Source organism: [Clostridium] celerecrescens 18A, from assembly GCF_002797975.1.
In the GTDB taxonomy this organism is placed as follows: domain Bacteria; phylum Bacillota; class Clostridia; order Lachnospirales; family Lachnospiraceae; genus Lacrimispora; species Lacrimispora celerecrescens.
Genome location: NZ_PGET01000001.1, coordinates 2,352,376 through 2,376,533, shown reverse-complemented (window position 1 = coordinate 2,376,533; position 24,158 = coordinate 2,352,376). Strand labels below are relative to the sequence as shown.

At 44.0% G+C, this 24,158-nt stretch carries 24 protein-coding genes; 20 read left to right on the top strand and 4 right to left on the bottom strand.

The annotated features are described in order from the left end of the window. Positions 1 to 21: 21 nt before the first annotated feature. The 7 genes from gcvH (at position 22) to H171_RS11025 (ending at position 7,878) form a co-directional block, all read left to right on the top strand. On the top strand, positions 22 to 405 hold the full coding sequence (gene gcvH, locus H171_RS11055; RefSeq protein ID WP_100305191.1) for a glycine cleavage system protein GcvH: 384 nt from the start codon (positions 22 to 24) through the stop codon (positions 403 to 405). 13 nt (positions 406 to 418) lie between these two features. Further along, positions 419 to 1,738 carry an aminomethyl-transferring glycine dehydrogenase subunit GcvPA gene (gene gcvPA, locus H171_RS11050; protein ID WP_100305190.1) on the top strand — a complete coding sequence of 440 codons (1,320 nt, stop codon included), beginning with the start codon at positions 419 to 421 and terminating at the stop codon, positions 1,736 to 1,738. A 4-nt stretch (positions 1,739 to 1,742) separates the two neighbouring features. After that, a complete protein-coding gene (gene gcvPB, locus H171_RS11045; protein WP_100305189.1) occupies positions 1,743 to 3,167 on the top strand; it encodes an aminomethyl-transferring glycine dehydrogenase subunit GcvPB in 1,425 nt (474 codons plus the stop codon). A 19-nt stretch (positions 3,168 to 3,186) separates the two neighbouring features. Then, the gene (locus H171_RS11040; RefSeq protein ID WP_100305188.1) at positions 3,187 to 4,185 is read left to right on the top strand and encodes a lipoate--protein ligase; all 999 of its coding nucleotides are present in this window, start codon (positions 3,187 to 3,189) and stop codon (positions 4,183 to 4,185) included. Positions 4,186 to 4,203: 18 nt separating this feature from the next. Then, positions 4,204 to 5,616 (top strand): dihydrolipoyl dehydrogenase, encoded by a 1,413-nt coding sequence (gene lpdA, locus H171_RS11035; RefSeq protein WP_100305187.1) that lies wholly within the window; start codon positions 4,204 to 4,206, stop codon positions 5,614 to 5,616. Positions 5,617 to 5,865: 249 nt separating this feature from the next. After that, positions 5,866 to 6,984: a C45 family autoproteolytic acyltransferase/hydolase gene (locus H171_RS11030; RefSeq protein WP_100305186.1), complete on the top strand. Its 1,119-nt coding sequence runs from the start codon at positions 5,866 to 5,868 to the stop codon at positions 6,982 to 6,984. 18 nt (positions 6,985 to 7,002) lie between these two features. Continuing rightward, on the top strand, positions 7,003 to 7,878 hold the full coding sequence (locus H171_RS11025) for an AraC family transcriptional regulator (RefSeq protein ID WP_100305185.1): 876 nt from the start codon (positions 7,003 to 7,005) through the stop codon (positions 7,876 to 7,878). A gap of 180 nt (positions 7,879 to 8,058) precedes the next feature. Here H171_RS11025 and H171_RS11020 read toward each other — a convergent pair whose 3' ends face one another. Then, positions 8,059 to 8,916 (bottom strand): AraC family transcriptional regulator, encoded by an 858-nt coding sequence (locus H171_RS11020; RefSeq protein ID WP_100305184.1) that lies wholly within the window; start codon positions 8,914 to 8,916, stop codon positions 8,059 to 8,061. A 234-nt stretch (positions 8,917 to 9,150) separates the two neighbouring features. Between H171_RS11020 and H171_RS11015 the strand changes: the two genes are divergently transcribed. The 11 genes from H171_RS11015 (at position 9,151) to H171_RS10970 (ending at position 17,943) form a co-directional block, all read left to right on the top strand. After that, entirely contained in the window at positions 9,151 to 10,944 is a 1,794-nt protein-coding gene (locus H171_RS11015) for an L-fucose isomerase (RefSeq protein ID WP_100305183.1), read from the top strand. A 12-nt stretch (positions 10,945 to 10,956) separates the two neighbouring features. After that, positions 10,957 to 12,423 carry a rhamnulokinase gene (locus H171_RS11010; protein WP_100305182.1) on the top strand — a complete coding sequence of 489 codons (1,467 nt, stop codon included), beginning with the start codon at positions 10,957 to 10,959 and terminating at the stop codon, positions 12,421 to 12,423. Between the two features lie 13 nt (positions 12,424 to 12,436). After that, positions 12,437 to 13,126 carry a class II aldolase/adducin family protein gene (locus H171_RS11005; RefSeq protein ID WP_100305181.1) on the top strand — a complete coding sequence of 230 codons (690 nt, stop codon included), beginning with the start codon at positions 12,437 to 12,439 and terminating at the stop codon, positions 13,124 to 13,126. Positions 13,127 to 13,140: 14 nt separating this feature from the next. Next, a complete protein-coding gene (locus H171_RS11000; RefSeq protein WP_100305180.1) occupies positions 13,141 to 13,578 on the top strand; it encodes an RbsD/FucU family protein in 438 nt (145 codons plus the stop codon). A gap of 128 nt (positions 13,579 to 13,706) precedes the next feature. Beyond that, on the top strand, positions 13,707 to 14,756 hold the full coding sequence (locus tag H171_RS10995; RefSeq protein ID WP_242976936.1) for a glycoside hydrolase family protein: 1,050 nt from the start codon (positions 13,707 to 13,709) through the stop codon (positions 14,754 to 14,756). A 48-nt stretch (positions 14,757 to 14,804) separates the two neighbouring features. Further along, positions 14,805 to 15,335: a nitroreductase family protein gene (locus H171_RS10990; RefSeq protein WP_100305179.1), complete on the top strand. Its 531-nt coding sequence runs from the start codon at positions 14,805 to 14,807 to the stop codon at positions 15,333 to 15,335. Further along, entirely contained in the window at positions 15,328 to 15,501 is a 174-nt protein-coding gene (locus H171_RS24805; RefSeq protein ID WP_330404206.1) for a response regulator transcription factor, read from the top strand. The genes H171_RS10990 and H171_RS24805 overlap by 8 nt, the downstream gene beginning before the upstream one ends. A gap of 3 nt (positions 15,502 to 15,504) precedes the next feature. Beyond that, on the top strand, positions 15,505 to 15,714 hold the full coding sequence (locus tag H171_RS10985; protein ID WP_330404288.1) for a winged helix-turn-helix domain-containing protein: 210 nt from the start codon (positions 15,505 to 15,507) through the stop codon (positions 15,712 to 15,714). A gap of 163 nt (positions 15,715 to 15,877) precedes the next feature. Further along, complete coding sequence (locus tag H171_RS10980; RefSeq protein WP_100305178.1) at positions 15,878 to 17,068, top strand: macrolide family glycosyltransferase; 1,191 nt, start codon at positions 15,878 to 15,880, stop codon at positions 17,066 to 17,068. 2 nt (positions 17,069 to 17,070) lie between these two features. Beyond that, the gene (locus H171_RS10975) at positions 17,071 to 17,607 is read left to right on the top strand and encodes a PadR family transcriptional regulator (protein WP_166433608.1); all 537 of its coding nucleotides are present in this window, start codon (positions 17,071 to 17,073) and stop codon (positions 17,605 to 17,607) included. Between the two features lie 117 nt (positions 17,608 to 17,724). Then, positions 17,725 to 17,943 carry a hypothetical protein gene (locus H171_RS10970; protein WP_100305176.1) on the top strand — a complete coding sequence of 73 codons (219 nt, stop codon included), beginning with the start codon at positions 17,725 to 17,727 and terminating at the stop codon, positions 17,941 to 17,943. Between the two features lie 59 nt (positions 17,944 to 18,002). Here H171_RS10970 and H171_RS10965 read toward each other — a convergent pair whose 3' ends face one another. The 3 genes from H171_RS10965 to H171_RS10955 form a co-directional block, all read right to left on the bottom strand. Then, complete coding sequence (locus H171_RS10965) at positions 18,003 to 18,884, bottom strand: EFR1 family ferrodoxin (RefSeq protein WP_100305175.1); 882 nt, start codon at positions 18,882 to 18,884, stop codon at positions 18,003 to 18,005. A 30-nt stretch (positions 18,885 to 18,914) separates the two neighbouring features. Continuing rightward, positions 18,915 to 19,571 carry a GNAT family N-acetyltransferase gene (locus H171_RS10960; protein ID WP_100305174.1) on the bottom strand — a complete coding sequence of 219 codons (657 nt, stop codon included), beginning with the start codon at positions 19,569 to 19,571 and terminating at the stop codon, positions 18,915 to 18,917. A gap of 143 nt (positions 19,572 to 19,714) precedes the next feature. Then, entirely contained in the window at positions 19,715 to 21,076 is a 1,362-nt protein-coding gene (locus H171_RS10955) for an APC family permease (RefSeq protein ID WP_100305173.1), read from the bottom strand. A 343-nt stretch (positions 21,077 to 21,419) separates the two neighbouring features. Between H171_RS10955 and H171_RS10950 the strand changes: the two genes are divergently transcribed. Together H171_RS10950 and H171_RS10945 are read left to right on the top strand one after the other, a co-directional pair. Then, positions 21,420 to 22,340, top strand: a complete 921-nt coding sequence (locus tag H171_RS10950) for an ArsR/SmtB family transcription factor (RefSeq protein WP_100305172.1) — start codon at positions 21,420 to 21,422, stop codon at positions 22,338 to 22,340. 346 nt (positions 22,341 to 22,686) lie between these two features. Beyond that, positions 22,687 to 24,099 (top strand): extracellular solute-binding protein, encoded by a 1,413-nt coding sequence (locus H171_RS10945; RefSeq protein WP_100305171.1) that lies wholly within the window; start codon positions 22,687 to 22,689, stop codon positions 24,097 to 24,099. Positions 24,100 to 24,158: the final 59 nt, after the last annotated feature.

Genomic DNA, 24,158 nt, shown 5'->3' with positions numbered 1-24,158 from the left:
CAAGGAAAAGGAGAATTAATTATGAAAGTATTAGGGGATCTGGTTTACACCAAGACACATGAATGGGTAAAGTTTGAAGATGAAACAACAGCTTTGGTCGGGCTTACGGATCATGCCCAGCAATCATTGGGAGAGCTTGTTTTCGTCAATCTTCCGGAAGAAGGCGACGATACGACAGCCGGTGAAGTATTTGCTGATGTGGAATCTGTTAAGGCTGTTTCCGATGTATATTGTCCGGTAACCGGAGTTGTATCGGAAATCAATGAAGAACTTTTAGACTCACCGGAAAAGATCAATGAGGCTCCTTATGAAGCCTGGTTTGTGAAGATCACCGATATTACGGATAAAGAAGAATTCTTAAGTCCTGAGGAATACGAAGAACTTGTTAAAAAAGAAATGGAATAAAGGAGATCTGCATATGGGTTCATTTGTACCGGCAACCGACCATGATAGAAAAGAAATGCTGTCAGCGATCGGAATTGAGAGCATAGAAGACCTTTTTGGGCAGCTTCCTCAGGAAGTTTTATTAAAGGATGGATTGAATCTTCCTAACGGAATGTCTGAAATGGAAGTAAATAAAAAGATGGAAGGCATTGCAGCAAAAAATACGGTGTTTCCAGTTATTTTCAGAGGAGCAGGTGCTTACAAGCATTACATTCCTTCCATTGTAAAAAGCGTGATATCCAAAGAAACCCTGTACACTGCCTATACCCCGTATCAGGCGGAAATGAGCCAGGGAATCTTACAATCCATATATGAATACCAGACAATGATCTGTGAGATTACAGGAATGGATGTGGCCAATGCCTCCGTATATGACGGTGCGTCTGCGGCGGCTGAAGCAGTAGCTATGTGCAGGGACAGAAAGAAAAACAGGGCATTTGTTTCCGCAGCGGCTCATCCTCAGGTAATAGAAACCATAAAGACTTATTGTTTTGGAAACGGGATGGAGCTGACGGTTATTCCAGAAAAAGACGGTATAACAGATCTGGATTTTCTGAAAGAACATTTGGATAGCCAGGCCGCATGTGTTTACATTCAGAATCCAAATTATTACGGCAGTCTGGAACCGGCAGAAGAGATCGGTAGCATAGCAAAGGAAGCCAATGCCCGCTATATCATGGGCGTGAATCCTATTTCTTTGGGAATCATTAAGACGCCGATAGAATACGGTGCTGATATTTCAGTGGGAGAGGGGCAGCCCCTTGGATTGCCATTATCATTCGGCGGACCATATATCGGCTTTATGGCATGTACGAAAGAATTGATCAGAAAACTTCCGGGAAGGATCGTTGGTGAAACCGTTGATTCCAACGGAAAGACAGGCTACGTCTTAACCCTTCAGGCAAGGGAACAGCATATCCGAAGAGAAAAAGCATTAAGTAACGTCTGCTCAAACCAGGCGCTTTGTGCATTGGCAGTGTCCGTTTATTTATCCGCGATGGGGGCAGAAGGACTGAAGCAGACAGCCATTCAATGTATGTCAAAAGCTCATTACATGGCGGAGCAATTGGAAGCAATTGGATATTCGGTTGTAAACCAAGGGGAATTCTTCCACGAATTTGTGACCACTTCAAAAATCCCGGCTGAACAGGTGATGGGGGAACTGGAAGAACATGGAATTCTTGGCGGCTACCCCTTAACCGGAGAAAGAGCCGGACAGATCTTATGGTGCTGCACGGAAATGAATGCTAAGGATGACATTGACCGTGTCATTGGCATTCTGAAGGAGGTGTAAGGTTATGCTGATATTTGAAAAGGGACAGGAAGGAAGAACGATGACCATTCTGCCGGAATGTGATGTGCCGGTAAGCCTGCCGGAAGAAGGCAGCTTGAGAAAAAAAAGCATGCACCTTCCCCAAGTGTCTGAAAATGATATAAGCAGGCATTATACAGAAATAGCGAAAAAGGCATATGGTGTCAATGACGGCTTTTATCCTTTGGGCTCTTGTACCATGAAATACAATCCCAAGATCAATGAAGACATAGCAGCTCTTCCTGGCTTTAAACAGATTCATCCGCTGCAGCCGGAGCATACGGTGCAGGGTTGTATGGAAGTATTAAAAACAGCAGAGCAGTACCTTTGTGAGATCACTGGAATGAACCGTATGACTTTCCAGCCGGCAGCAGGAGCCCACGGTGAATTTACCGGACTTTTGCTGATAAAAGCATATCACGAAAGCCGCGGTGACAATAAAAGAACAAAGATCATCGTACCAGATTCCGCCCATGGAACCAATCCTGCCAGTGCGACAATGGTGGGCTATTCGGTAATCAGTATCCCGTCTGCGGAAGATGGCGGAGTGGATTTGGAGGAATTAAAAAAAGCAGTTGGGGAAGATACCGCCGGACTGATGTTAACCAATCCCAATACATTAGGCCTTTTTGATAGAAACATATTGGAGATTACAAAAATCGTTCATGATGCCGGAGGACTGAATTACTATGACGGAGCAAATTTAAACGCCGTTATGGGCATGATCAGACCGGGTGACATGGGATTTGATGTGGTCCATTTAAATCTTCATAAGACGTTTTCTACTCCTCACGGAGGCGGTGGCCCGGGCAGCGGACCAGTTGGCTGCAAGGATCTCCTGGCTGAATTTTTACCCGGCACCATGGTAGAGGAAGAGGAAGGATACGTATTTAAATATCCGGCACATACCATCGGACAGGTGAAAAGCTTTTACGGTAACTTTTTAATTGTGGTCAGAGCTATGACGTATTTATTTATGCTTGGAAAAGAAGGAGTTCCGGAAGCCTCAAAGCATGCCGTATTAAACGCCAATTATATGATGGCGCAATTAAAGGATGTATATGATATGGCTTACCAGGGACCTTGCATGCATGAATTTGTCATGAGCCTGGCAAGACTTAAAAAAGAAACCGGTGTATCAGCCATGGACATTGCAAAAGGACTTTTGGACTATGGAATCCATCCGCCGACCATGTATTTTCCACTGATCGTGCCAGAAGCGTTAATGGCGGAGCCTACGGAAACGGAATCAAAAGAAACATTGGATCAAGTGATTGCTGTATTACGCAGTCTTCATGAAACAGCAATGACTAATCCGGAAGCTCTTCATCAGGCCCCCATCCACACACCAGTCACCAGACTTGATGAAGTTAGGGCAGCCAGAAATCCTAAGTTAAAGCACGAATTTTAGATAAGGAAACGGATAAAAGATGATACAGGAAATTAAATATATAGACGGAAGCAGTTATGATCCATATCTGAATCTTGCTATCGAGGAGTATTTATTAGAAACTGCTGGTCGGGATACCTGTATCCTATACCTCTGGCAGAATGAAAATACTGTTGTAATCGGTAAAAACCAGAATCCGTGGAAGGAATGCAGGATCCGGGAATTGGAGCAGGATGGCGGACATCTGGTGAGAAGGCTATCCGGAGGCGGCGCCGTATTCCATGATCTTGGGAACCTGAACTTTACGTTTCTTGTTAACAAGAATCATTATGATCTGGATAAACAGCTTGAGGTTATTCTGAGCGGAGTCAAAAAACTGGGAATCCATGCAGAAAAATCAGGACGAAATGATATTACCGTATCAGACAGGAAATTTTCCGGCAATGCCTTTTATACCAGAGGGGAAAAGTGCTATCATCATGGAACCCTGCTGGTTCATGCGGATATGGAGAAGCTTTCCAAATACTTACAGGTTTCAAAGGATAAGCTGGCATTAAAAGGAGTGGACTCCGTTAAATCCAGGGTAACCAATCTTTCTGAATACCGGGCTGACTTAACCATTGATATGCTAAAGGAAAAGCTTCTGAAGGCATTTGAGGAAACTTATGGGTGTAAGGCGGTTTCCTGCAGGCAGGAGGATTTAGACCAGGATGCATTGTCAGAGGGAAGAAAGAAGTTTTCTTCCTGGGATTGGCTGTACGGACGCAATATGGATTTTCAATACGAACTGTCAAAACGCTTTGTTTGGGGAAATGTGATCTGGCAGTTTCAGGTAAACAGTGGGATCATACAGGATCTGCAATTGTTCTCCGATTCCATGGAACCAGATCTTATGGACCGGATCCCCGGGTATATTACGGGATGCAGATATGAGAATGCAGATATCTGCAATAAGCTGGATCAGGTGCCTGCAGAAACCCAGGCCCAGTCAACCATGATAAAAGACTTAAAAGAGTATTTTGCTGCTGCAGAATTATAGAGACCAGGGAGGGATAGGATGGAAGAACGATATGATCTGCTTGTTATTGGTGCAGGCCCCGGAGGATATGTAGCGGCGATTAAGGCTGCAAAGCTGGGAATGAAGACGGCTGTGATCGAAAACCAGGAAGTGGGAGGTACCTGCTTAAACCGCGGCTGCGTTCCTGCAAAGGCCATGCTGCACGCTGCCAAATTATATCAGGAGGTCCTGACAGGAGAGAGATTCGGAATCATCTCAAAAGAGGTGAGCTGTGATTATGGGAAAGTGATGTCCTATAAAAATGAAACTTCCGAAAGTCTCCGACTGGGTGTGGAACAGCTTCTTAAGGGAAATAAAATTGATCGGATACACGGAACCGGGACGTTGACCAAGGAGGGAAAGGTCAGGGTCAAGACAGAGGAAGGGGAAGAACTCCTTCAGGCAAAACATATCCTGCTGGCAACAGGATCAAAGCCAGCCATTTTGCCCATAGAAGGAATCCGTCTTCCCGGAGTCATGACCAGCGATGAGCTGTTTCAGCTTGATCATATACCGGAAAGCCTGATTATTATAGGCGGAGGAGTCATAGGTGTGGAGTTTGCCACCGTATTCGCTTCCTTTGGATCCAAGGTCACCTTATTGGAGGCTGAAGAAAGACTTCTGCCCGGTCTGGATAAAGAAATCTCACAGAATTTAAAGCTGATTTTGAAAAAGAGAAGCGTAGACATTCATACCAGGGCATTTGTCCGGAAAATTGAAAAAGAAGGCAGGGATTTTATCTGTACCTATGGGGAGATGGCAAAAGATAAAGAAAAGATTGAGGTCATAAAGACGCCATACCTGCTTACTGCCACCGGACGTATTCCCAATACGGACGGACTGCTGGAGGAAGGGACTTTGCTTGAAATGAACCGGGGCAGGATTGTGGTGAAGAAAAACTTTGAAACAAGTATGCCTGGTGTATTTGCCATAGGAGATGTGATCGGAGGCATCCAGCTGGCCCACGCTGCAAGCTCCCAGGGCATCTGTGCCGTGGAACTTATGAACGGGAAAGAGCCGTCCATCGATCTGTCGGTAATTCCATCATGTGTTTATACGGATCCTGAAATAGCATGTATCGGAATAACGGAAGAGGAAGCAAAAGGAAAAGGGATTGAAACCGTTATCGGGAAAACCTTAACCTACGCCAACTGTAAATCATTTATAACAAAGGAAGAGAGAGGCTTTGTTAAAGTTGTAACAGATAAAGAAACGGGTGCATTGCTGGGTGCACAGATGATGTGTGCCAGAGCTACGGATATGATCGGAGAGATAGGTACTGCCATTACCAATAAACTTACTGCAGAGCAGCTTTTAAAGGCCATGCGGGCTCATCCTACCTATAATGAATCGGTAGGAGAAGCGCTTGAGGATTGTATTGGCGGAGCGATTCATGCACTGCCCCGCAGGTGATTCGTTTTAAGCTATATTTATTAAATGGGAAGGTCACCTGGTAAAAATCAGGGATCAATAATGAGGGTACATGTTCTGTTAAGAAGATGTACCCTTTATTAATGCCGTTAGTATATTGCTTTGTTTTCTAACTCCACTATGGTATAATGGTTTATCACAAAATACATTGCAAAACAGCAGAAAATATCATGCAGCCCCTCCATTGTTACGGTAAACTAAAGCAAACGAATACAAGGAGGAATCAATACTATGCTAAAAATACAAACCTATACCGCAGAACTTGCCGGTACAAGCTATGAAATTGGATATCAGTTTGGAAAATTGACTGCTGCAATCCCGCAGCTGCAAGCAACACATACTGCCGGAATAGGAGGCTTTGGTCTAAAGCAGGCTGAGGAAGCGGCAAAACTTTTTGACCGCTGGTGTCCTGGTCTTACAGAAGAGCTTTGCGGTTTTGCTGATGCGCTGAAGGTAAAACCTGAGCAGGTGTTTTTTTACGGAATGACCTTTCTGCTTCCCAGGTGCAGTCATATTGCACTGCTGCCTAGCTGTACTGCCGAGAGGAAACCCCTGCTCGCCCGCAACTATGAGTTCAGTCACGAAGCGGAGGATTTCTGTCTTATTAAAACCAGCGTGACAGGAAAATACTCACATATGGGTACCAGCGTACTCCACTTCGGACGGGATGATGGCTTTAACGAACACGGTCTCGCCGTCACGATGAGCTCCTGTGGCTTTCCGGTAGGGGCTCTTCCATATATGCGATCACCGAAGTTCAAAGGTCTCCAGTTTTGGGCGGTTACCCGCGCTCTGCTGGAAAATTGCAAGGACGTAAGGGAATCGCTCAAATATCTGGAAGGGATGCCCATCGCCTACAACCTCAACATGCTTCTGCTAGATAAGGCAGGCAATGCCGCTCTGGTAGAAACGCTGGATGGCCGTACCGTTGTCAAGCAGATTGGCCCAGATTCCCAAGATCAGATGTTGTATGCTACGAACCATGCGCTTTTCCCAGAACTTCAGTCAATGGAACCCCAGGTGATGGAGCATTCAGCAAGACGATATGAATATATCGAAAAACAGATTGCACATCAAAGCGAAGTAACGCAAGCACAGCTCAAGGAAATGCTGTTGGCTAAGTATCCGGAAGGCCTATGCTGTCATTACTTTGAGGAGTATTTCGGAACCACAAAGAGCATGGTGATTTCGCCATCAGATGGCATCATTGACCTTTGCTGGGGTGGCCGATCCGAAAATGGCTGGCATACCTATGATATTACCAAACCATTAGAAGATGGTATGCAAGCGGTGGAGATCAATTTGGAGAAAGCGGCACCCGGCACTTACGATTGGCAGCCGATGATTTAAAACGGAAGGAGGATTGCTGTGAACTATCGAAAATCATTGGAGCAGGCGGTTATATATATTGAAAACCATCTGGGATACAATATGAAGGTCGAGGATGTGGCTAAGGCTGCCGGATATTCTTATTATCATCTAAATCGACAATTCACAGCGATCCTGGGTGAAAGTATAGGCAGCTACATCAAGAAGCGCCGTTTGGCTGATGCATCCAAGAAGCTTCTCTATACAGACCTTAAAATTATAGATATAGCGATTGAATACGGCTTTGATTCTCCGGAAGCTTTTAGCCGTGCATTTAAAGCAATCTATAAGGTCAGTCCTCAGAGCTATCGTCAAAACCGTCTGGACATCTTCATTGGTGGTAAGGAACGTTTGGATACAGGATTATTGGATCATCTGGCCCGTAATGTGACGGTCCATCCTCGTATCGTTGAACTGTTGGAGATCAGGGTTGCGGGGATCCGGGGAGAAACCACCTTGCGAGACAACCGTCTACGAGAACTGTGGGATAGGACGAATTCTCTATATAGACAAATTCCCAACCGTATCCCGGGCGGGAGATTCTTCGGTATCTGCGAGGCATGTGCAGAAAACACGCTGTACACCATGAATGAGGATATCCTTTTCACTGAAGTAGCGGGAACGGAAGTATCATCTTTTGAGGGATTAACCGAACCCTTTGTGCAGAAGGTAATCCCCGGGGGACGATATGCGGTTTTTACTCACCGAGGTACTCTTCGGATGCTGCCTCAGACCTTTGACTACATCTGGGGCACATGGTTTCTCACCACAAAAGAAGAATTAGACTGGCGGGAGGACTTCGAGCTTTATGATGAACGCTTCCTTGGCTATGATCATCCGGACTCTGAAGTGGATTTGTATATTCCAGTAAGATAGACAGCTGCGTTCAGCGGCTATTCCATCAACAATGTGCCTCCTGTTCGTGTAGGCTAGCTTAACAGGAGGCTGCCCCGCTGGGGTGGCAGCAAGTTGACTTTTGAGTTTGACGGTCATTATGCATGGTATGAATCCTGTGCATAATGACCGTTTTTAGATTCAGTTCGCAGGGTTTTGCAGTTATGGCAGAAGTTCTTTAAAATATTGTCTGGGCGATTTTCCTTTGTATTTTTTGAAAGTCTTAATGAAATAACTGATATCATTGAATCCGCAGGAAAGGGAGATTTCTGTTATGGAATCATTGGTGGTTATCAGTTGATAGCAGGCCCGTTCAATGCGATAATAATTTACATAATCAATAGGCGTCCGGGAAGTCATTTCGAAAAAGAAACGGCAGAAATATTTAGGAGACATTCCTGCAATTTTTGCCAAATCATTCAGTTCTATTTTATAGGAGTAATTGCGATCAATATAATCCAGTACATTTTTTAATAGGTAAATATTCTTGTGCTTGGAACGTTCTGCCTGGTCAGGGATGACATAGCGGTTTTCAGAATAGATATGCCCAATGATCTGATTTAATAACCCAACGGCAATTAACTCCTGCCTGGTCGTTATGCACCCCATAATCTGAAAGAAATCTTCCATCAGGGAATAGATTTTATTCTTTGGATCATATGGATAGTACTCATCTAATCTCAGTTCAAATCTATTTAATTTGTCCAAAAAGGGAGATGCAAAGGATTTGCCCAACAGAAGGCTGCAGGGGAAAACGATGCACTGGTAAGTGCAGTCATGGGGTATGCCTCCGTGCAGGCAGCCGCTGTTGACGATGAGGATATCTCCAGGCAGGGCGCGCCAGCTATTCTCATCAATTGTCACCTCGAACTCCCCTTCAATAATATGAATAAATTCCAGCTCTTCATGCCAGTGATAGGGCATTGTATATTGCGGATGCAGATGATTCACATAGTAATAGCCAACAGGAAATTCAGATGTGCCGTGACTCTTGTTTTCTTTATATTTAATATATTGCATGGCTTTCACCTCTTTTGATCTGATGTTGAGTGAAGGTCAATAGTTATAATTGGTAAACAGTCTTATCTTTAGATATTATAATACCAACAGAATTTAAAAATCAACGATATTTTAAGTAAACATATGAATATTATCATACTTTTTGCAAATATCAGCCAAGAATCATCGGATCCGATATGATACACTACAGTTAGAAATAATCGGTTTCTAACACAAATAGAAGGAGGAAGGAATATGGCAGTGAGCAGATTAATTGGAAGTTACCCGGTGATAGGTATCCGGCCGGTGATTGACGGAAGAAGGGGATACTTAAAAGTAAGGGAATCGTTAGAAGACCAGACCATGAATATGGCTAAGGCAGCGGCAGAGTTGTTCCAAAGTAACATTTGTTATTCCAACGGGGAGCCTGTGAACGTGGTAATAGCAGATACCACCATTGGGGGTGTGGGCGAAGCAGCCGCTTGCGCGGATAAATTCCGCAGGGCAGGTGTGGATATTACCTTGACGGTGACCCCATGCTGGTGTTATGGGGCAGAGACAATGGATATGGACACGAAAACCATCAAAGGGGTATGGGGACTTAATGGAACAGAACGTCCGGGCGCTGTATATCTGGCTTCGGTGCTGGCGACCCATGCTCAGAAAGGCCTTCCTGCTTTTGGGATTTATGGTCAGGATGTGCAGGACGCTGATGAAACAGGGATACCTGAGGATGTGAAAGAAAAATTGCTCCGTTTCGGTCGAGCAGCCGTGGCCGTGGCTACCATGAGAGGAAAATCCTATCTCCAGATTGGTTCTATCTGTATGGGAATCGGCGGATCCATCATTGATCCGTCTTTCATAGAAGAATACTTAGACATGAGAGTTGAATCTGTGGATGAAGTGGAAATCATCCGGAGGATGACAGAAGGCATTTACGATAAAGAAGAATTTGACAGGGCGCTGGCATGGACAAAGAAAAATTGTGTGATAGGCTTTGACAAAAACCCGGAAGCGGTACAAAAGAGTCAGGAAGAAACAGAGAAAGACTGGGAATTTGTAGTAAAGATGATGTGTATTATCAAGGATCTGATGAATGGCAATCCGAATCTGGAAAAAGGCTTCGAAGAAGAATCATTAGGGCACAATGCAATTGCTGCAGGCTTTCAGGGGCAGCGCCAGTGGACAGATTTCTATCCCAATGGCGACTTTGCCGAGGCCATGCTTAATAGTTCCTTTGATTGGAATGGCGCCAGGGAACCATACATATTGGCTACGGAAAATGATGTTTTAAATGGGATTGGTATGTTATTCTTAAAACTTCTTACCAATCGGGCACAGATATTTGCAGATGTTCGTACCTACTGGAGTGAGGCCGCCGTAAAACGTGTCACAGACTATAACCTGGAGGGACGGTCAAAAGAAGCCGGCGGGTTCCTGCACTTAATAAATTCCGGTGCCGCTTGTTTGGATGCCAGCGGAAAGGCTGTGGATAAAAGCGGAAACCGCATGATAAAGCCCTGGTTTGAGGTAACGGAAGAAGACCAGAAAGAAATATTGGAAGCGACCACGTGGAATCAGGCTGATTTCGGATATTTTAGAGGCGGCGGATTTTCTTCCCGTTTTCTTACTGACTGTGAGATGCCAGTGACCATGATCCGTTTAAACCTAGTCAAAGGCCTTGGGCCATCTCTGCAGATTGCAGAGGGGTATACGGTTCATCTGCCGGAGGAAGTGTCGGATGTCCTTTGGAAAAGAACTGATTATACATGGCCTTGTACCTGGTTTACCCCGATTATCACAGGACAGGGTGCATTCAAAAGTGCTTATGACCTGATGAATAACTGGGGCGCAAATCATGGGGCAATCAGTTATGGACATGTGGGAGCTGACCTGATTACCTTGTGTTCCATACTAAGAATCCCTGTCAGCCTGCACAATGTTCCGGAAGAAAAGATCTTCAGGCCGGCCGCATGGAATGCTTTTGGTATGGATAAAGAGGGGCAGGATTACCGGGCATGCCAGACATACGGTCCTCTTTATAAATAAGTGGGGGAAATTATGACTCAAAAACAAGTATTAGCTGCGGACCTTGGCGCATCCAGCGGGCGGATCATGGCGGGGAGTTATGATGGCAGACGAATCACATTAGAAACGATCCATCGTTTCTCAAATGATCCTGTCACTATGGGAGATACGATGTACTGGGATTTTCCCCGGCTGTTTTATGAGATAAAGCATGGACTTTTAAAGGCCAAAAACTATGGCGGATTTGGCAGTATCGGAATTGATACATGGGGTGTGGATTATGGCCTGCTTGATTCTAAGGGAAGGCTGCTTGGCAATCCGGTGCATTACCGGGATAACCGTACGGAAGGTTATCTTAAAAAAAGTGAGCAGATGATCGATAAAAAAAGGTTTTATGAAATCACGGGTAATCAGTTCATGGAAATCAACACGGCGTTTCAGCTTCTGGCTTTCCGTGCGGATTCGCCAGGACTCCTTAAGCAGGCGGAGTCCCTTTTGCTTATGCCGGATTTATTCTGCTATTTTCTTTCGGGAGAGAAAAAAAGTGAATGCTCCATCGCATCAACAACTCAGCTTTTTGATATGAGAGAAAAACAATGGTCATGGGAAGTGATAAAGCGGCTTGATCTGCCGGAAAGATTGTTCACACCTCTGGTACCTTGGGGAACCGTAACCGGAAAAGTAAGCCGTTCGATCTGCGAAGAGCTTGGAATACTGCCGGCGAATGTCATTGCAGTCGCCGGCCATGATACACAGAGCGCTATGGCAGCAATTCCGACACAGGAGAAAGATTATATCTTCCTAAGCTGCGGAACCTGGTCCATTCTGGGAACAGAACTGGATTCACCGGTGATCAGTGAAAAGTCGCTGAAATATAACATAACAAATGAGCTTGGGGTGGAGGGAAAGTATTCGTTCCTTAAGAATATCATTGGTCTATGGCTGGTGCAGGAAAGCCGGAGACAGTGGCTCCGTGAAGGAAAGAACTATGATTTTGCCGGGCTGGAGGAGATGGCTACTAAGGCTGAGATATTAAAAAGCTTTATTACGCCGGATGCTCTGGAATTTCTTCCGCCAGGTGATGTACCAGAACGGATCCGCAGCTTTTGCAGAAGAACTGGTCAGCCGGTACCGGAGACAGAAGGGGAAATCATTTGCTGCATAAACCAAAGTCTGGCTATGGCTTACCGGAATGCTCTGGAAGAAATTGCAGAGTGTACGGGAAAAACATATTCCACGATTTATCTTGTGGGAGGAGGTGCTCAGAGCAGGCTGCTTTGTCAGATGACTGCTGACGCCTGTAACTGCACGGTGGTTGCCGGTCCGATAGAAGCAACTGCATTTGGTAATGTGATGGTCCAGTATATAGCGGATCATGAGTTTTCGGATTTGCAGCAAGCAAGAGAGGTACTGGCGGAATCTGTGGAGCCGGTTCTATATGAACCAAAGCAAGCCGATCAGTGGGAAGAGGCATATCAGTGGTACCGGGGGAATTTCTAAGAAAGGAAGAACGATGATAGATAGTCAATATAAAGAATTAAAAGAACAAATTTGTGATATCTGCCACAAGATGTGGCAGTTAGGCTGGGTGGCAGCCAATGATGGAAATGTGTCAGTTAAACTGGATGATGGGAGCTACTTAGTGACGCCTACCGGTATCAGCAAAAGCTTCATTACGCCGGAAAGGCTGCTCCGCATTGATGAGAATGGAAATATTTTAGAAGGACTTGATGGATTCCGCCCGTCTTCTGAAATTAAAATGCATCTGCGCTGTTATAAAGAGAGAGAGGATGTAGGGGCCGTTTTACATGCCCACCCACCAGTTGCAACAGGATATGCAGTGGCTGGCAAGGCCCTTGACGAATACTCCATGATTGAGACCGTAATTGCATTGGGCTCTGTACCGGTCACCCCTTATGGGACTCCATCTACATATGAGGTGCCGGATGCGATTGCACCGTATCTGGAAAATCACGATGCCGTATTGTTGGAAAATCACGGTGCCCTGGTGGTAGGAGCTGACTTACTCACTGCATATTACCGGATGGAAACCCTGGAACTGTTTGCAAAAATCAGTCTGAATGCCCATTTGTTAGGCGGGGCAAAGGAAATCACCGAGGAGAATATCGGCCGGCTGATTTCCATGAGAGAAAGCTATGGTGTGACAGGAAGACATCCGGGATACAAAAAATATAATAAATAAATGGGGAGGCAGGTATGCTGAAAGGAATTCCTCCGGTTTTGTCGCCGGATCTTCTTAAAGTATTGTGTGAGATGGGGCATGGAGACGTGCTGGTGATTGCTGACGGTAATTTTCCGGCTGAATCAGTTGGAAAAGACTGGAATGTGATTCGTATGGATGGGCATTCCGTCCCAGATATTCTGGAAGCCGTTCTGTCAGTATTTCCTCTTGACCGTTATGTAGAACAACCAGTGCATTTAATGAAAGTTGTGGAAGGCGATCAGACGGAAGTTCCGATCTGGGAAGATTATAAAAGGATTATAATGCAAAAAGAGGAGCTTGGTGAGGAAGCAACAGGGTATCTGGAGCGTTTTGATTTTTATCGGGAGGCGAAGAAAGCCTATGCTTTAATCGCTACAGGAGAAAAGGCATTGTATGCCAATATCATGCTGCAAAAAGGAGTTGTAAAATAATAGAAATTTTACTTAATAAATGCAGTATGGGATGATATAATAAAATAGAAGCAACTGGTAAAAACTGTACTGATTGTCTTATGGTACAGTTTTTGTCTAACGTTGATTATTAGTAGAGGAAAATGCAGATGGGAAATCCAATTGATTTAAAGAAAAGAATGCTTCCGGCTCCAGTTGGCGGAGGCTTTCGGATGGAAGGATACTGGGTATGGTGTGGGTCTGTGATCAAAGGGGAAGATAACCGGTATCATATGTTTGCATCACGCTGGCCGAAATCACAGCCGATGCATCCAGGCTGGCTTTCCCTGTCAGAAATTGTACGCGCCAGTTCCGATACGCCGGAGGGACCATATCAGTTTGAAGAGGTGATTCTCCCAGCCAGAGGAGCTGAATATTGGGATGGGAGGATGACACATAATCCTCAAATTACAAAATGGGGAGATACATACGTATTGTATTATACAGGTTCTACCCATCCATTTCCGGATTTACAGGAGGGAGAACGACTGGTCCACAACGACTATCGTTCGATTGTAGCCCGTGGGAACAAAAGAGTCGGAATGGCAACCGCAAAAAGTATTTTTGGACCATGGACACGTTATGACAGTCCGATACTTCCAACCAGGCCAGGACATTTCGACAATTATCTGACTTCGAATCCGGCACCGTACATAAAAGAAGATGGTTCCGTCGTTCTTCTCTTTAAAGCGAGGTCATATAAACCGATGCCATATACAGGAGATACGTATGGACAGATGACAATCGGGACTGCAATGGCTGAGAATGTTTCTGGACCATATCAAGTGATGCGGGAAAAACCGTTATTTGTAGATGAATCCATAGAGATTGAGGACCCGTTTATCTGGAAAGAAGGACCTTACTATCAGATGATTGCAAAAGACATGCATGGAAACATTTGCGGAGAAAAATATGGAGGCGTCCACGGTTATTCTAAGAACGGACTTGATTGGACTCTTAACCTGGGAGAACGGGTTTATTCCCGTCAGGTATTATGGGATGATGGAAAAGTACGTCAGATGGGTAATTTAGATCGGCCCTTTATCTTATTCGAAAACGGTACGGCGACCCATATGTTCTTTGCAACAAGCGACGGGACAGAAAGCTTTTTTGATGCGGAAAACACCTGGAATATGGTGATCCCTTTAAAACAAGATTAAAATATTTATTCTGCCTTATAAAAGGCTTTCATAGAAAGGAGTATTAAAATGGAAGATTTTATGGATTTATGCCTTCGCAGGCAAAGCTGCAGAAATTTTAAAGATCAGTCAATAGAACATGAAAAGCTGGTGAAATGTGTTGAGGCAGCTCACCTGGCACCTTCCGGCTGTAATGGTCAGCCCTGGAGTTTCGTGGTAGTCGAAAATCCGGAGCTTATGGAAAAGGTAGCGGAAACGGCTCAGCAGATGGGGAATGGATTTGCTTCTAAAGCACGGGCGTTTTTTGTTGTGGTTGAAGAACATGCAAATTTAATGCCTCACGTAAAAAGCCTTGTGGACAGCCAGTATTTTGCTCCCGGCGATATTGGAGCGGCAATGGCTTACCTTTGCCTGGAAGCCGAATCACAGGGAATCGGAACTTGTATATTGGGAATGTTTGATAGAGAAAAGGTTGCTAAGCTGCTGGATATTCCGTTGGAAAAGCATATCTGCGGGTTAATTGCAGCTGGGTATCCCGTTGATCAGACCGTACGGAAAAAATCCCGCAAGCCACTGGAAGAAATTGTCCGTTTTGTTTAAACATCTAGTGGCAAGAATCGGAACAGCTCTGCGGAGAGGACATATATCGAAAATAAAGAACAGCATATTGAATCAGCCATTTCAATCGGCGGATTTATATATTGATTATGATAAGAGAATCGTTACGGTAGCAGGAGAGACGGTCCATTTAACTCCCATTGAATAACGGATTATCGTCCTTCTCTCTCTGAATCCAGGCACTGTATTGACACATGAATTTCTATGCCGTGAACTTTGGGGACCTTATGTGAACAAAAGCAAAGCCCTCCGGGTAAATGTTGCAAACCTGAGAAGGAAAATTGAAAAAGATACGGCAAATCCTCAATACATCATAACAGAAATGGGAGTGGGATACAGATTGTTAGAAGATATAGGATAGTCGAAAGGGATTTGTAAAAGAACAGAGACGTTTGGTTTGAAAAACCTGATTTCTCTGTTTTTTAAATTAGAGTTAAATGAGGAAGTTTACTTAATTCATGCTTGACATATATATCACTCTGATATAATATAACTATATCAGAGTGATATAAGGAGGCTGAAAAATGAACGTCTTGTTTGTAAATGCAAATTTATACGGTCACATAAACCCAACACTTGGACTGGTAAAGAGGTTGACTGGTAGAGGAAACGAAGTCAACTATTTTTGCTCCGCCAAGTTTTCGGATAGTGTCATACAGGCCGGAGCGGGCTGGATTGGCTACAGCAGTCACTTGGATCTGTTTTTAAAGGATTACCGGCCAACGGACAGGCATCCGTTTTTTATGCTTATGGAATATATGTTACAATATGATGAAGTGATGCTTCCGGAAATACTGGAAAATGTGGCTGAAAACCAGTATGACGTAATTATTTGCGATTCCATCTTTGGAGGAGCCTGTTTTTTAAAACAGATTCTCAAGATACCGGTATTGTGTTCCCACTCTTCCTTTGCCATGAGTAAGGCTCCGGTTCCTGAGGAGATGCTTGTAAAAGGATATCACTCACAATTGGATCATTGCTATCAGATTCTAGAAAGACTCTGTGAAAAATACAGTATTGAGAAGCCAGGGCTGGATCAGGTTTTTACCAGCAAAGGAGATATGAATATCATATACACTACCAGAGAATTTAACGGAGATAACAGTATGAAGGAACCGGAATATTTATTTGCTGGCCCTTCCATTGACAGGCATCAGGAAGCATCGGATATTGATTTTAGGGAGATAGGGGACAGAACGTTAATTTATATTTCTCTTGGGAGCCTTAATACAGATAATATTGACTTTTATAATTTGTGTATTTCTGCATTTTGTGACACTGGCTATTTTGTATGTATGTCCACTGGAAATAAGTGTGATGTTTCTGAGTTGATTGAAATGCCATCAAATTTTATGGTAAAGAGTTATTTCCCGCAGCTGGAGGTATTAAAACGGGCGGATGTATTTATAACCCATGCAGGTTTTAATAGTGTGAACGAAGCTTTGTATTTTGGAGTGCCGATGCTTGCATTACCGCAGGTAAATGACCAGCATATGGTGGCAAAACGGCTTGTTTCCATGCATCTGGGCATGGCAGAAAGCATGAAAGAACTATCATCAGAAATACTTAAATCTAAAACAGAAGCCCTTCTTTTGAACAGGCAAATAAAAGAAAACTGTATCCAAGTCTCTCAAAAGATGAGGGAAGCAGGGGATCTGGAACGGGTCGTAAAGGAAGTGGAACGATTTGGGATGACATGGAAGGAGAGGGGTTAGCCATGGCTTTGAAAAATAAATCCATGTATGCAATATTAGGGATTTTAAGTTTATCACCAGGCACTGGTTATGATATCAAGAAGTACTGCGATACGGTGCTTGCGGGATTTTGGAATGAAAATTTTGGGCATATCTATCCAACGCTGAAAAAATTATTGGAGGATGGATTGATCGATATTGTATCTGTGGAAAAGAATGCCAGGAAAGTGGAGTATCGAATCACTGAAAAAGGAAAGCAGGAGTTTGATGCATGGCTTTTAGAAGAGACCTTGCTCCAACCGGTGCGCTCTGAGTTTATGCTTAAATTATTATTCTCAAGCAGCCGGCCCAAGGAAAGCGTAATCCGGATGCTGAATGATTATAAAGAAATACATGAAAAAAAGCTGGAACAATATCTTCATATGCAAAGGGATTTAGAGAAGGGAATCAGGGAGATAACGAAGGAACGGTCACGATTTATCAAAGCGGTTCTTAGAAAAGGAATCATATCCTGCGAGGGTACGATTCTTTGGTGTGAAGAAACAATAAAAGATATCTGATGATACAGGACAAAAAGCAAGTAAAACGTTAAAAAAGTAATTACCGGTCATTTCATGATTTTATCTGCATAGTTTCCGGGGAAATACAAAAACTATCGACAGATAGGAGGTATCATTATGGCAAAAGCAGGTATGAGAAGGCCGAGTCCTTATGATTCAAACAATCATGGAACGGAGAATCATGAGAAAATGCATCGACCAAAAAATGAGCAGGCCCATGTGCCGGAAATCCAGGGTGCTGCGAAAAATGGAAATGACAAGGCCGGTCCGATCAATGCTCCAAACTGGGCTAGAGACGATTACAAAACGGGAAATAAGCATGACGATGTTTCATAAAGAGGTTGCCGCTTCGCAGCTGTGAATCAGCTATGAAGCGGCATCTCGTTTACAGAAGGCTATTCTTTTAAATAATCGATAACTCCCTGCCAGAGCAAACCTCCAGAGGGTTTATATTCTGCATCGCACTGGGTTTTCGCCTGCACGCTCATCTCTGTTAAGTTATAGCCGTCTTTTAAAACGGAAAACTTAAAAACCCCCGGAGAAAGGGCCCGATGCGGACAATCATAGATGCATTTCAAACACCACATACAATTAGATCCGAATTTTGGAAGTCCGTTTTGGATCCTAATGTTATTAGCCGGACATTTTCTTGCACATAGACCACATTGGGTACATTCTTTTGAAGCATGGATAGTTAAGCCGAAGATTTTTGCACCAAAGTGCTCTGCTTTGCCTATAAATGCAAAAAAACGATCAAGAGCCCGGGGCTTTGTAAGGGATATCTTACCTGATAAGATCTCTGTGATGGCCTGGGTAACTTTTAGCGGAATGACATTAAGCAATTGGAGATTTATTTGGTATTCCGCCTGAGAGGCATAATTTGACGGCATAACAAACATTTTCTCATAGATCACATGATATCCTTTTTTTACCAGCAAACGCTTACAGGGAACGCGGCAGGCAGTATTGGGTGAAGTTTCTCCTCCTCCGGAAACTGAGATAACTGCGGCAGGTATATTCTGTGCTTGGGGCAGATTCTTTATCCATTGTTCCACGATAGAGGCCAGCCTGAAGGCGTATACAGGAGAGAAAATGATCAGAAGTTCCGGTGCTTTTTCTTCATGATATGTATTGCAACAAGATATATCGATTACATTTGCATGTATTCCTGATTTAAAAAACTGGGTTTTAAAGCAGGATACAATGGCTTTTGTGCCTCCTGTTCCAGAGAAATAAGCTAATGTAACAGTCTTAACGGCAAGCGTTCTATCATTCATAAAAATCTCCTTTGATATGAAATCATGTGCTCATATTCTTGGTGTCCGCATGTTAACCAGTTGAAGAAACCGTTCCTGAGATGGGGAAGAATCTTGCAGTTCTTTATTTGGAAAACGTTTGTCAAATTCTTTTGCTTTTGCTTCGTCAATATCAAATATCGGGTCTACAAAGAAACGTCCGGGGCAATCGGACAATGCCCCCTCAATCAGCTCGAAAGCCAGTAATGGAGCGGCATACATATTGTCAGGTGTACCAATTTTGTATGTTTCAGCCGGTACAAAACCAAATCTGCTGTAATAGGAGGGGTCGCCATAAATTAAAATTGCCTTGCAGCCCAAATCCTTTGCAAGCTTTTTGGTGTGTTCGATGAGTAAGGTTCCGATTCCCTGCCCTTGTAGCTCAGGCAAAACTGAAATTGGGCCAAAGCTGATAACCGGATATATCTCCCCATTATCACACCTTATAATGGCTTTTGTATACATGATGTTTCCGACAAGGGTTTCATTTTCCGTGGCGACGATGTCCAGTTCTTTTATAAATGACTCTGACTCCCGCATCATGTGCACCAAATAGTGCTCATTACAGCCGGGTACATAATGATTCCAGAATGCTTCCCTTGTCAATTCTTCAACGATCCGGTAATCGGATGCTCTTTCCTGGCGTAACCGAATATTCTCCCTTTGCATGATTTTCCCTCCAGACATTTATATCATATTTCGATCCATTGTATATCTGTAAATTAAATTTGTAAAGGCATATTGTAAACAGCAAGCCGCTTTTCGTTACAAAAAGCGGCCATCAGGATATCTTTATAAATTTTCTGTTTCTGTTAAATCTCGTTCACTGGCCGTTTTGTCCTATGCAAAAGCACAGCGCCCAATGCCATGATAACAAAAAACACGATCAGATAAGCGATTGCAGCAACTCCGTGGGCAAACCAGGCGGCAGCAATCATAAATATACAGCCTGCAAGGGATATGCAGGGCATAAGGATCCGGTTGAAAAAGTTAAGCTCTTTCCCTTTTTTCATAAACATAATAAAAATAGGGATGTACAGGGCATAAATTGTAATAATGGGTAATTCAGAAGAATCAAAGCTGAAGAACCCAAACCAGTTGTCGGTTAAGTTTGCCCCATAAAAATAAAATAACCAGAGGCTGCAAAGAAACAATCCCATAATTGCGGAATTAACTGGCATATTAGTCGCTGGATCTACCTGGCTGAAAACTCTGGGCTTAGGTCCAAGACCCCTTGCAGCGATAGAATAAATTCCCCGTGTACAGCCAAGCATCAGCCCGTTTAAGGTTCCCAGACATGAAATGATGACAAAAACAAATAAAAGGGAACCGCCTGCCGAGGTGAAAACTGTTTGGAATGCCAGCTTAGCACCGGTTTCACCGCCAGCCATCATCACCTCATTTTTAATCGTTCCGGCTAAACCGATATAATAAAGGATGTAAACAGACATAGTAATAAAAGTACCTGCAATCAAAGCCAAAGGAAGATTTTTCTTTGCATTTTTTAATTCTGCATTAATGCAGGTTGCAATGATCCAGCCTTCGTAGGCAAAACTTGCTGCGACAACAGCCGTAAACAACCCGTTAGTAGTGCTTTGGGACACGTAGTGGGTGAAATTATACATGGTCATACCGCTTCGGATTCCTGCAAATGTTCCGACAACTGCCATTAGGAAAAGGGGGACCAGTTTGATAACCGTAGTGCTTACCTGGAATTTTCCTGCCAAAACAGGAGATAAAGCATTCATTGTAAAGCTTGAAACCAGATAAAGGCAGGCTATGGTCATACATTCTCCGCCTGTAATGGAAAAGCCAAAGATAACGCAGGTATACCGGGCGGAGACCCATGCAAGCACCGAGGTAATTGTGGGATAATAAATTGCTGCCATAAACCAGCCGACATAAAAGGCATATTTTTTTCCCATTGTTGCTTCTGCGTAATCTACCACACCATTGATAAACTGATATTTAGTAGCCATTACAGAAAACGTGTAAGCGCAGGAGATCATTATGATACCACCGATCACCCACGCCAGGATGCCTTCCTTTAAATTACCGCCGGTCGCCGTAAGGATCTTTTCTGCCTTAAAGAACACTCCGCTTCCGATGACGATGCCTACAACCATTGCAATAGCTGTAAAAAGGCCATACTTCTTTTCTAATTTCGGTTCCATAGTTTAACCAGTCCTATCATTCCATAGGATTCCTTTTTTAATTTATTCTTTCATCATCAAAGAAAACAAATGCCAAACAACCAAATTTGATAATATTATGGGCAAATTTATTAATGAGGAAACTTTTTTTATTTTATCATAAAATTCGATATAAAACAGTAATATTTTTTCCGTTTAAAGTTTATTTTTCGTTAAGATAATAATTTTCCAATAATGGAAAATATAAGCACAAAAGAATGACCAGGATTGACAGCGTAACCGGAAATAATGTATGATAAATATCATCTATGGGGGAGTCTTTGAGCGCCTGAGGCGTAAAAAAAGAGTAAAAGGAGAGAGGGTCATGGCAAAAATAAAGGAGTATACTCTGGAAAATATCAAAGAGATCTGTGAGTTTGGTAAGGCGATCTCGTCACCTGTCCGGCTGGAGATCATAAAGCTGTTATACCAGGACAATTATTCAATCAGCCAGATCGCGGAAGCTCTTGATCTTCCCCAGTCAAGCGCTGCTTTCCATTTGAAGCTTCTTGAGGCGGCGGATTTGATCCGTATGGAAGAACAGCCGGGGAGCCATGGGACCATGAAGGTATGCAGCCGGAAACAGGATTATGCCAATCTCTGCTTCCTGCCCAGAAGCAGCCAGATCAATGAGGTATTAAGCGTCGAAATGCCGGTAGGCGCATTTGTGGACTGCAGTATTTTTCCTACCTGCGGCTTATATACTCCCTCTGGAGTGGTGGGAATGGAGGATAAGGTATACAGCTTTTATCTGCCGGAACGGATAGAAGCCGGTCTTTTGTGGACCTCCAAAGGCCATGTGGAATACCGGTTCCCCAATCAGCTCCCTTCAGGGAAACGGCCCGTACGGCTGTCCTTTTCCATGGAGATATGCTCGGAAGCTCCTGGTTATGCGGAGGACTGGAAGTCCGACATTACCATGTGGGTAAACGGTGTGGAATGCGCCACCTGGTGCTGTCCGGGAGACTTCGGGTCCAGAAGGGGGAGATTTATCCCCTCCCTATGGCCTAATGGTTCTACCCAATACGGTCTTTTGGTAAAATGGGAGATCAAGGGAGACGGAAGCTATATCAATGGAGAGCGGGCCTCCAAAGTCAGAATCAATGACATCGGGCTTTCGGAGAACGCCTTTATCAGCATGACCATCGGGAATCGTAAGGATGCAAAATTTGAGGGCGGCTTTAACCTTTTTGGTAAGACCTTCGGCGATTATGCCCAGGATATTATTATGGAAATCGAATATTGATGATATATGGGGATATATAAAACAACTGCTTGGAAAATATGCATATTTTCCGGGCGGTTGTTTTTTCGTTGCCTTGCGCATGGGAGAAGAAAACGATAGATTATAACAGGAATTCTATTTTTCTAAATGATAGAAATTAAAGATAAAACAGTAATTCTGTTGTAAATAGATAAAATATACAAAATATTAAATAAAATAGAGAATAATATATTGACTAACACAACAAAAAGGTGTATTGTTGATTTATTAAAACAGTATTACTGTTGTTAGCCGAGCTTTTATTGGACAAAAAACGACAGGCTGTTTTATGGTTTGCGAGGTAACAATACAAGACAAGGAGGTAATTATGAGAAAGGGCAAAAAATGGATGGCTGCATTAGGTGCAGCGGCACTGGTTATGGCGGCAATGTCAGGATGCGGAAGCAGCGCATCAACGCAGACAACTGCGGGTACCCAGGCGGTACAGGGGACCCAGGAGAGCAAGGAAACTTCCGGTGGAGAAACGTCAGCAGCAGCGGAAGAAACAAAGAATGTTAATGATGACGGAACGGTCAACAATCCGGAGCAGGTGGCAGTGGATGCCAACAAGCTTGTCATGTGGTCTCTATTCAGCGGCGGCGACGGCGGTTTCATGACCAAAATGATTGAGGAGTACAACGGCACGAACCCGACGAAACAGGTACAGTCCATTATGCTGGTATGGGCGGATTATTATACAAAGCTCCAGACAGCCGTTGCTGCCGGAAAAGGGCCGGATATCGGCATTTCTCATGCCTCCTCTCTTCCTCAGCTGGTGGAAGACGGTGTGGTACAGCCGATCACTTCTTATCTTGACGAGCTGGGGATTGATTTAAGCCAGAATTATTCACAGGCCTCCATTGATGCCGTGACTTTTGACGGGGAAGTCTATGCGGTTCCTTTGGACACTCATGCAGAGATCATGTATTTCAACAAAGAGATATTGGAAAAGGCCGGCGTGACCTTGAATGCGGCAGGAGGCGTTGATATTAAGAGCGCGGATGACTTTTATGCTGTCTGTGATAAGATCAAGGCCGTGATCCCGGAAGATGGCACCACCATTGCTATTACCAATAATGGAGACGATCCATACCGTTTGTGGTGGGCAACCTATTTCCAGATGGGAGGAACCCCTATCGTCAGCGATGACGGCAAGAAGGTTACCCTTGACAAGGAAAAGGCAGTAAAAGCGGCGGAGTTTGTAAAGGGACTTTATGACAAGGGTTATGTTGCAGAAGGCATTGACGACCACCAGAAATTCTTCCAGACCGGAAAAGCGGGAATCTGCATCGGCGGAACCTGGGCGGTAGGTGCTTTTGAGCAGACAGATAACTTAAGCTTTATACCCATGGCATTCCCCAAGCTTTTTGATACCGATAACTGCTGGGCTGATTCCCATACCTTCATTCTTCCTACAAAGAATTCCAGGAATGAAGCCGACAGCAAAGCAGCGGTAGAATTCATGGTAGCAGCATCTATGAAAGGCGGCGTGACCTGGGCAGGCTCCGGCCAGATCCCGGCATGCAAGGAGGTTCTTGCAAGTGACGCTTATAAGGCACTTCCATACAGAAGCAGCTACATGTCTGAGGTGGAGAAAGCAGTCCTTCCGGCAAAGGTAGCTACCTTTAACGGAATGAAGAAAGGGATGATCGACAGCCTGGACACCATCTGGACAGGAAAGGGAGATGCTGCTTCCGGAATAGATGCCCTGTATGATGAGCTTGAGTCAAACCTTCCGTAAACTTTTAATGAAACAGAGGGGGGGATCGTTCTCCCCTCTTTGTAGAAAAGGATTGCATG

Bases quoted from the DNA above. Each gene is read 5' to 3' on its own strand.
- gcvH (WP_100305191.1), top strand. From the start codon at position 22: ATGAAAGTATTAGGGGATCTGGTTTACACCAAGACACATGAATGGGTA.
- gcvPA (WP_100305190.1), top strand. From the start codon at position 419: ATGGGTTCATTTGTACCGGCAACCGACCATGATAGAAAAGAAATGCTG.
- gcvPB (WP_100305189.1), top strand. From the start codon at position 1,743: ATGCTGATATTTGAAAAGGGACAGGAAGGAAGAACGATGACCATTCTG.
- H171_RS11040 (WP_100305188.1), top strand. From the start codon at position 3,187: ATGATACAGGAAATTAAATATATAGACGGAAGCAGTTATGATCCATAT.
- lpdA (WP_100305187.1), top strand. From the start codon at position 4,204: ATGGAAGAACGATATGATCTGCTTGTTATTGGTGCAGGCCCCGGAGGA.
- H171_RS11030 (WP_100305186.1), top strand. From the start codon at position 5,866: ATGCTAAAAATACAAACCTATACCGCAGAACTTGCCGGTACAAGCTAT.
- H171_RS11020 (WP_100305184.1), bottom strand. From the start codon at position 8,916: ATGCAATATATTAAATATAAAGAAAACAAGAGTCACGGCACATCTGAA.
- H171_RS11015 (WP_100305183.1), top strand. From the start codon at position 9,151: ATGGCAGTGAGCAGATTAATTGGAAGTTACCCGGTGATAGGTATCCGG.
- H171_RS11010 (WP_100305182.1), top strand. From the start codon at position 10,957: ATGACTCAAAAACAAGTATTAGCTGCGGACCTTGGCGCATCCAGCGGG.
- H171_RS11005 (WP_100305181.1), top strand. From the start codon at position 12,437: ATGATAGATAGTCAATATAAAGAATTAAAAGAACAAATTTGTGATATC.
- H171_RS11000 (WP_100305180.1), top strand. From the start codon at position 13,141: ATGCTGAAAGGAATTCCTCCGGTTTTGTCGCCGGATCTTCTTAAAGTA.
- H171_RS10995 (WP_242976936.1), top strand. From the start codon at position 13,707: ATGGGAAATCCAATTGATTTAAAGAAAAGAATGCTTCCGGCTCCAGTT.
- H171_RS10990 (WP_100305179.1), top strand. From the start codon at position 14,805: ATGGAAGATTTTATGGATTTATGCCTTCGCAGGCAAAGCTGCAGAAAT.
- H171_RS10980 (WP_100305178.1), top strand. From the start codon at position 15,878: ATGAACGTCTTGTTTGTAAATGCAAATTTATACGGTCACATAAACCCA.
- H171_RS10975 (WP_166433608.1), top strand. From the start codon at position 17,071: ATGGCTTTGAAAAATAAATCCATGTATGCAATATTAGGGATTTTAAGT.
- H171_RS10970 (WP_100305176.1), top strand. From the start codon at position 17,725: ATGGCAAAAGCAGGTATGAGAAGGCCGAGTCCTTATGATTCAAACAAT.
- H171_RS10965 (WP_100305175.1), bottom strand. From the start codon at position 18,884: ATGAATGATAGAACGCTTGCCGTTAAGACTGTTACATTAGCTTATTTC.
- H171_RS10960 (WP_100305174.1), bottom strand. From the start codon at position 19,571: ATGCAAAGGGAGAATATTCGGTTACGCCAGGAAAGAGCATCCGATTAC.
- H171_RS10955 (WP_100305173.1), bottom strand. From the start codon at position 21,076: ATGGAACCGAAATTAGAAAAGAAGTATGGCCTTTTTACAGCTATTGCA.
- H171_RS10950 (WP_100305172.1), top strand. From the start codon at position 21,420: ATGGCAAAAATAAAGGAGTATACTCTGGAAAATATCAAAGAGATCTGT.
- H171_RS10945 (WP_100305171.1), top strand. From the start codon at position 22,687: ATGAGAAAGGGCAAAAAATGGATGGCTGCATTAGGTGCAGCGGCACTG.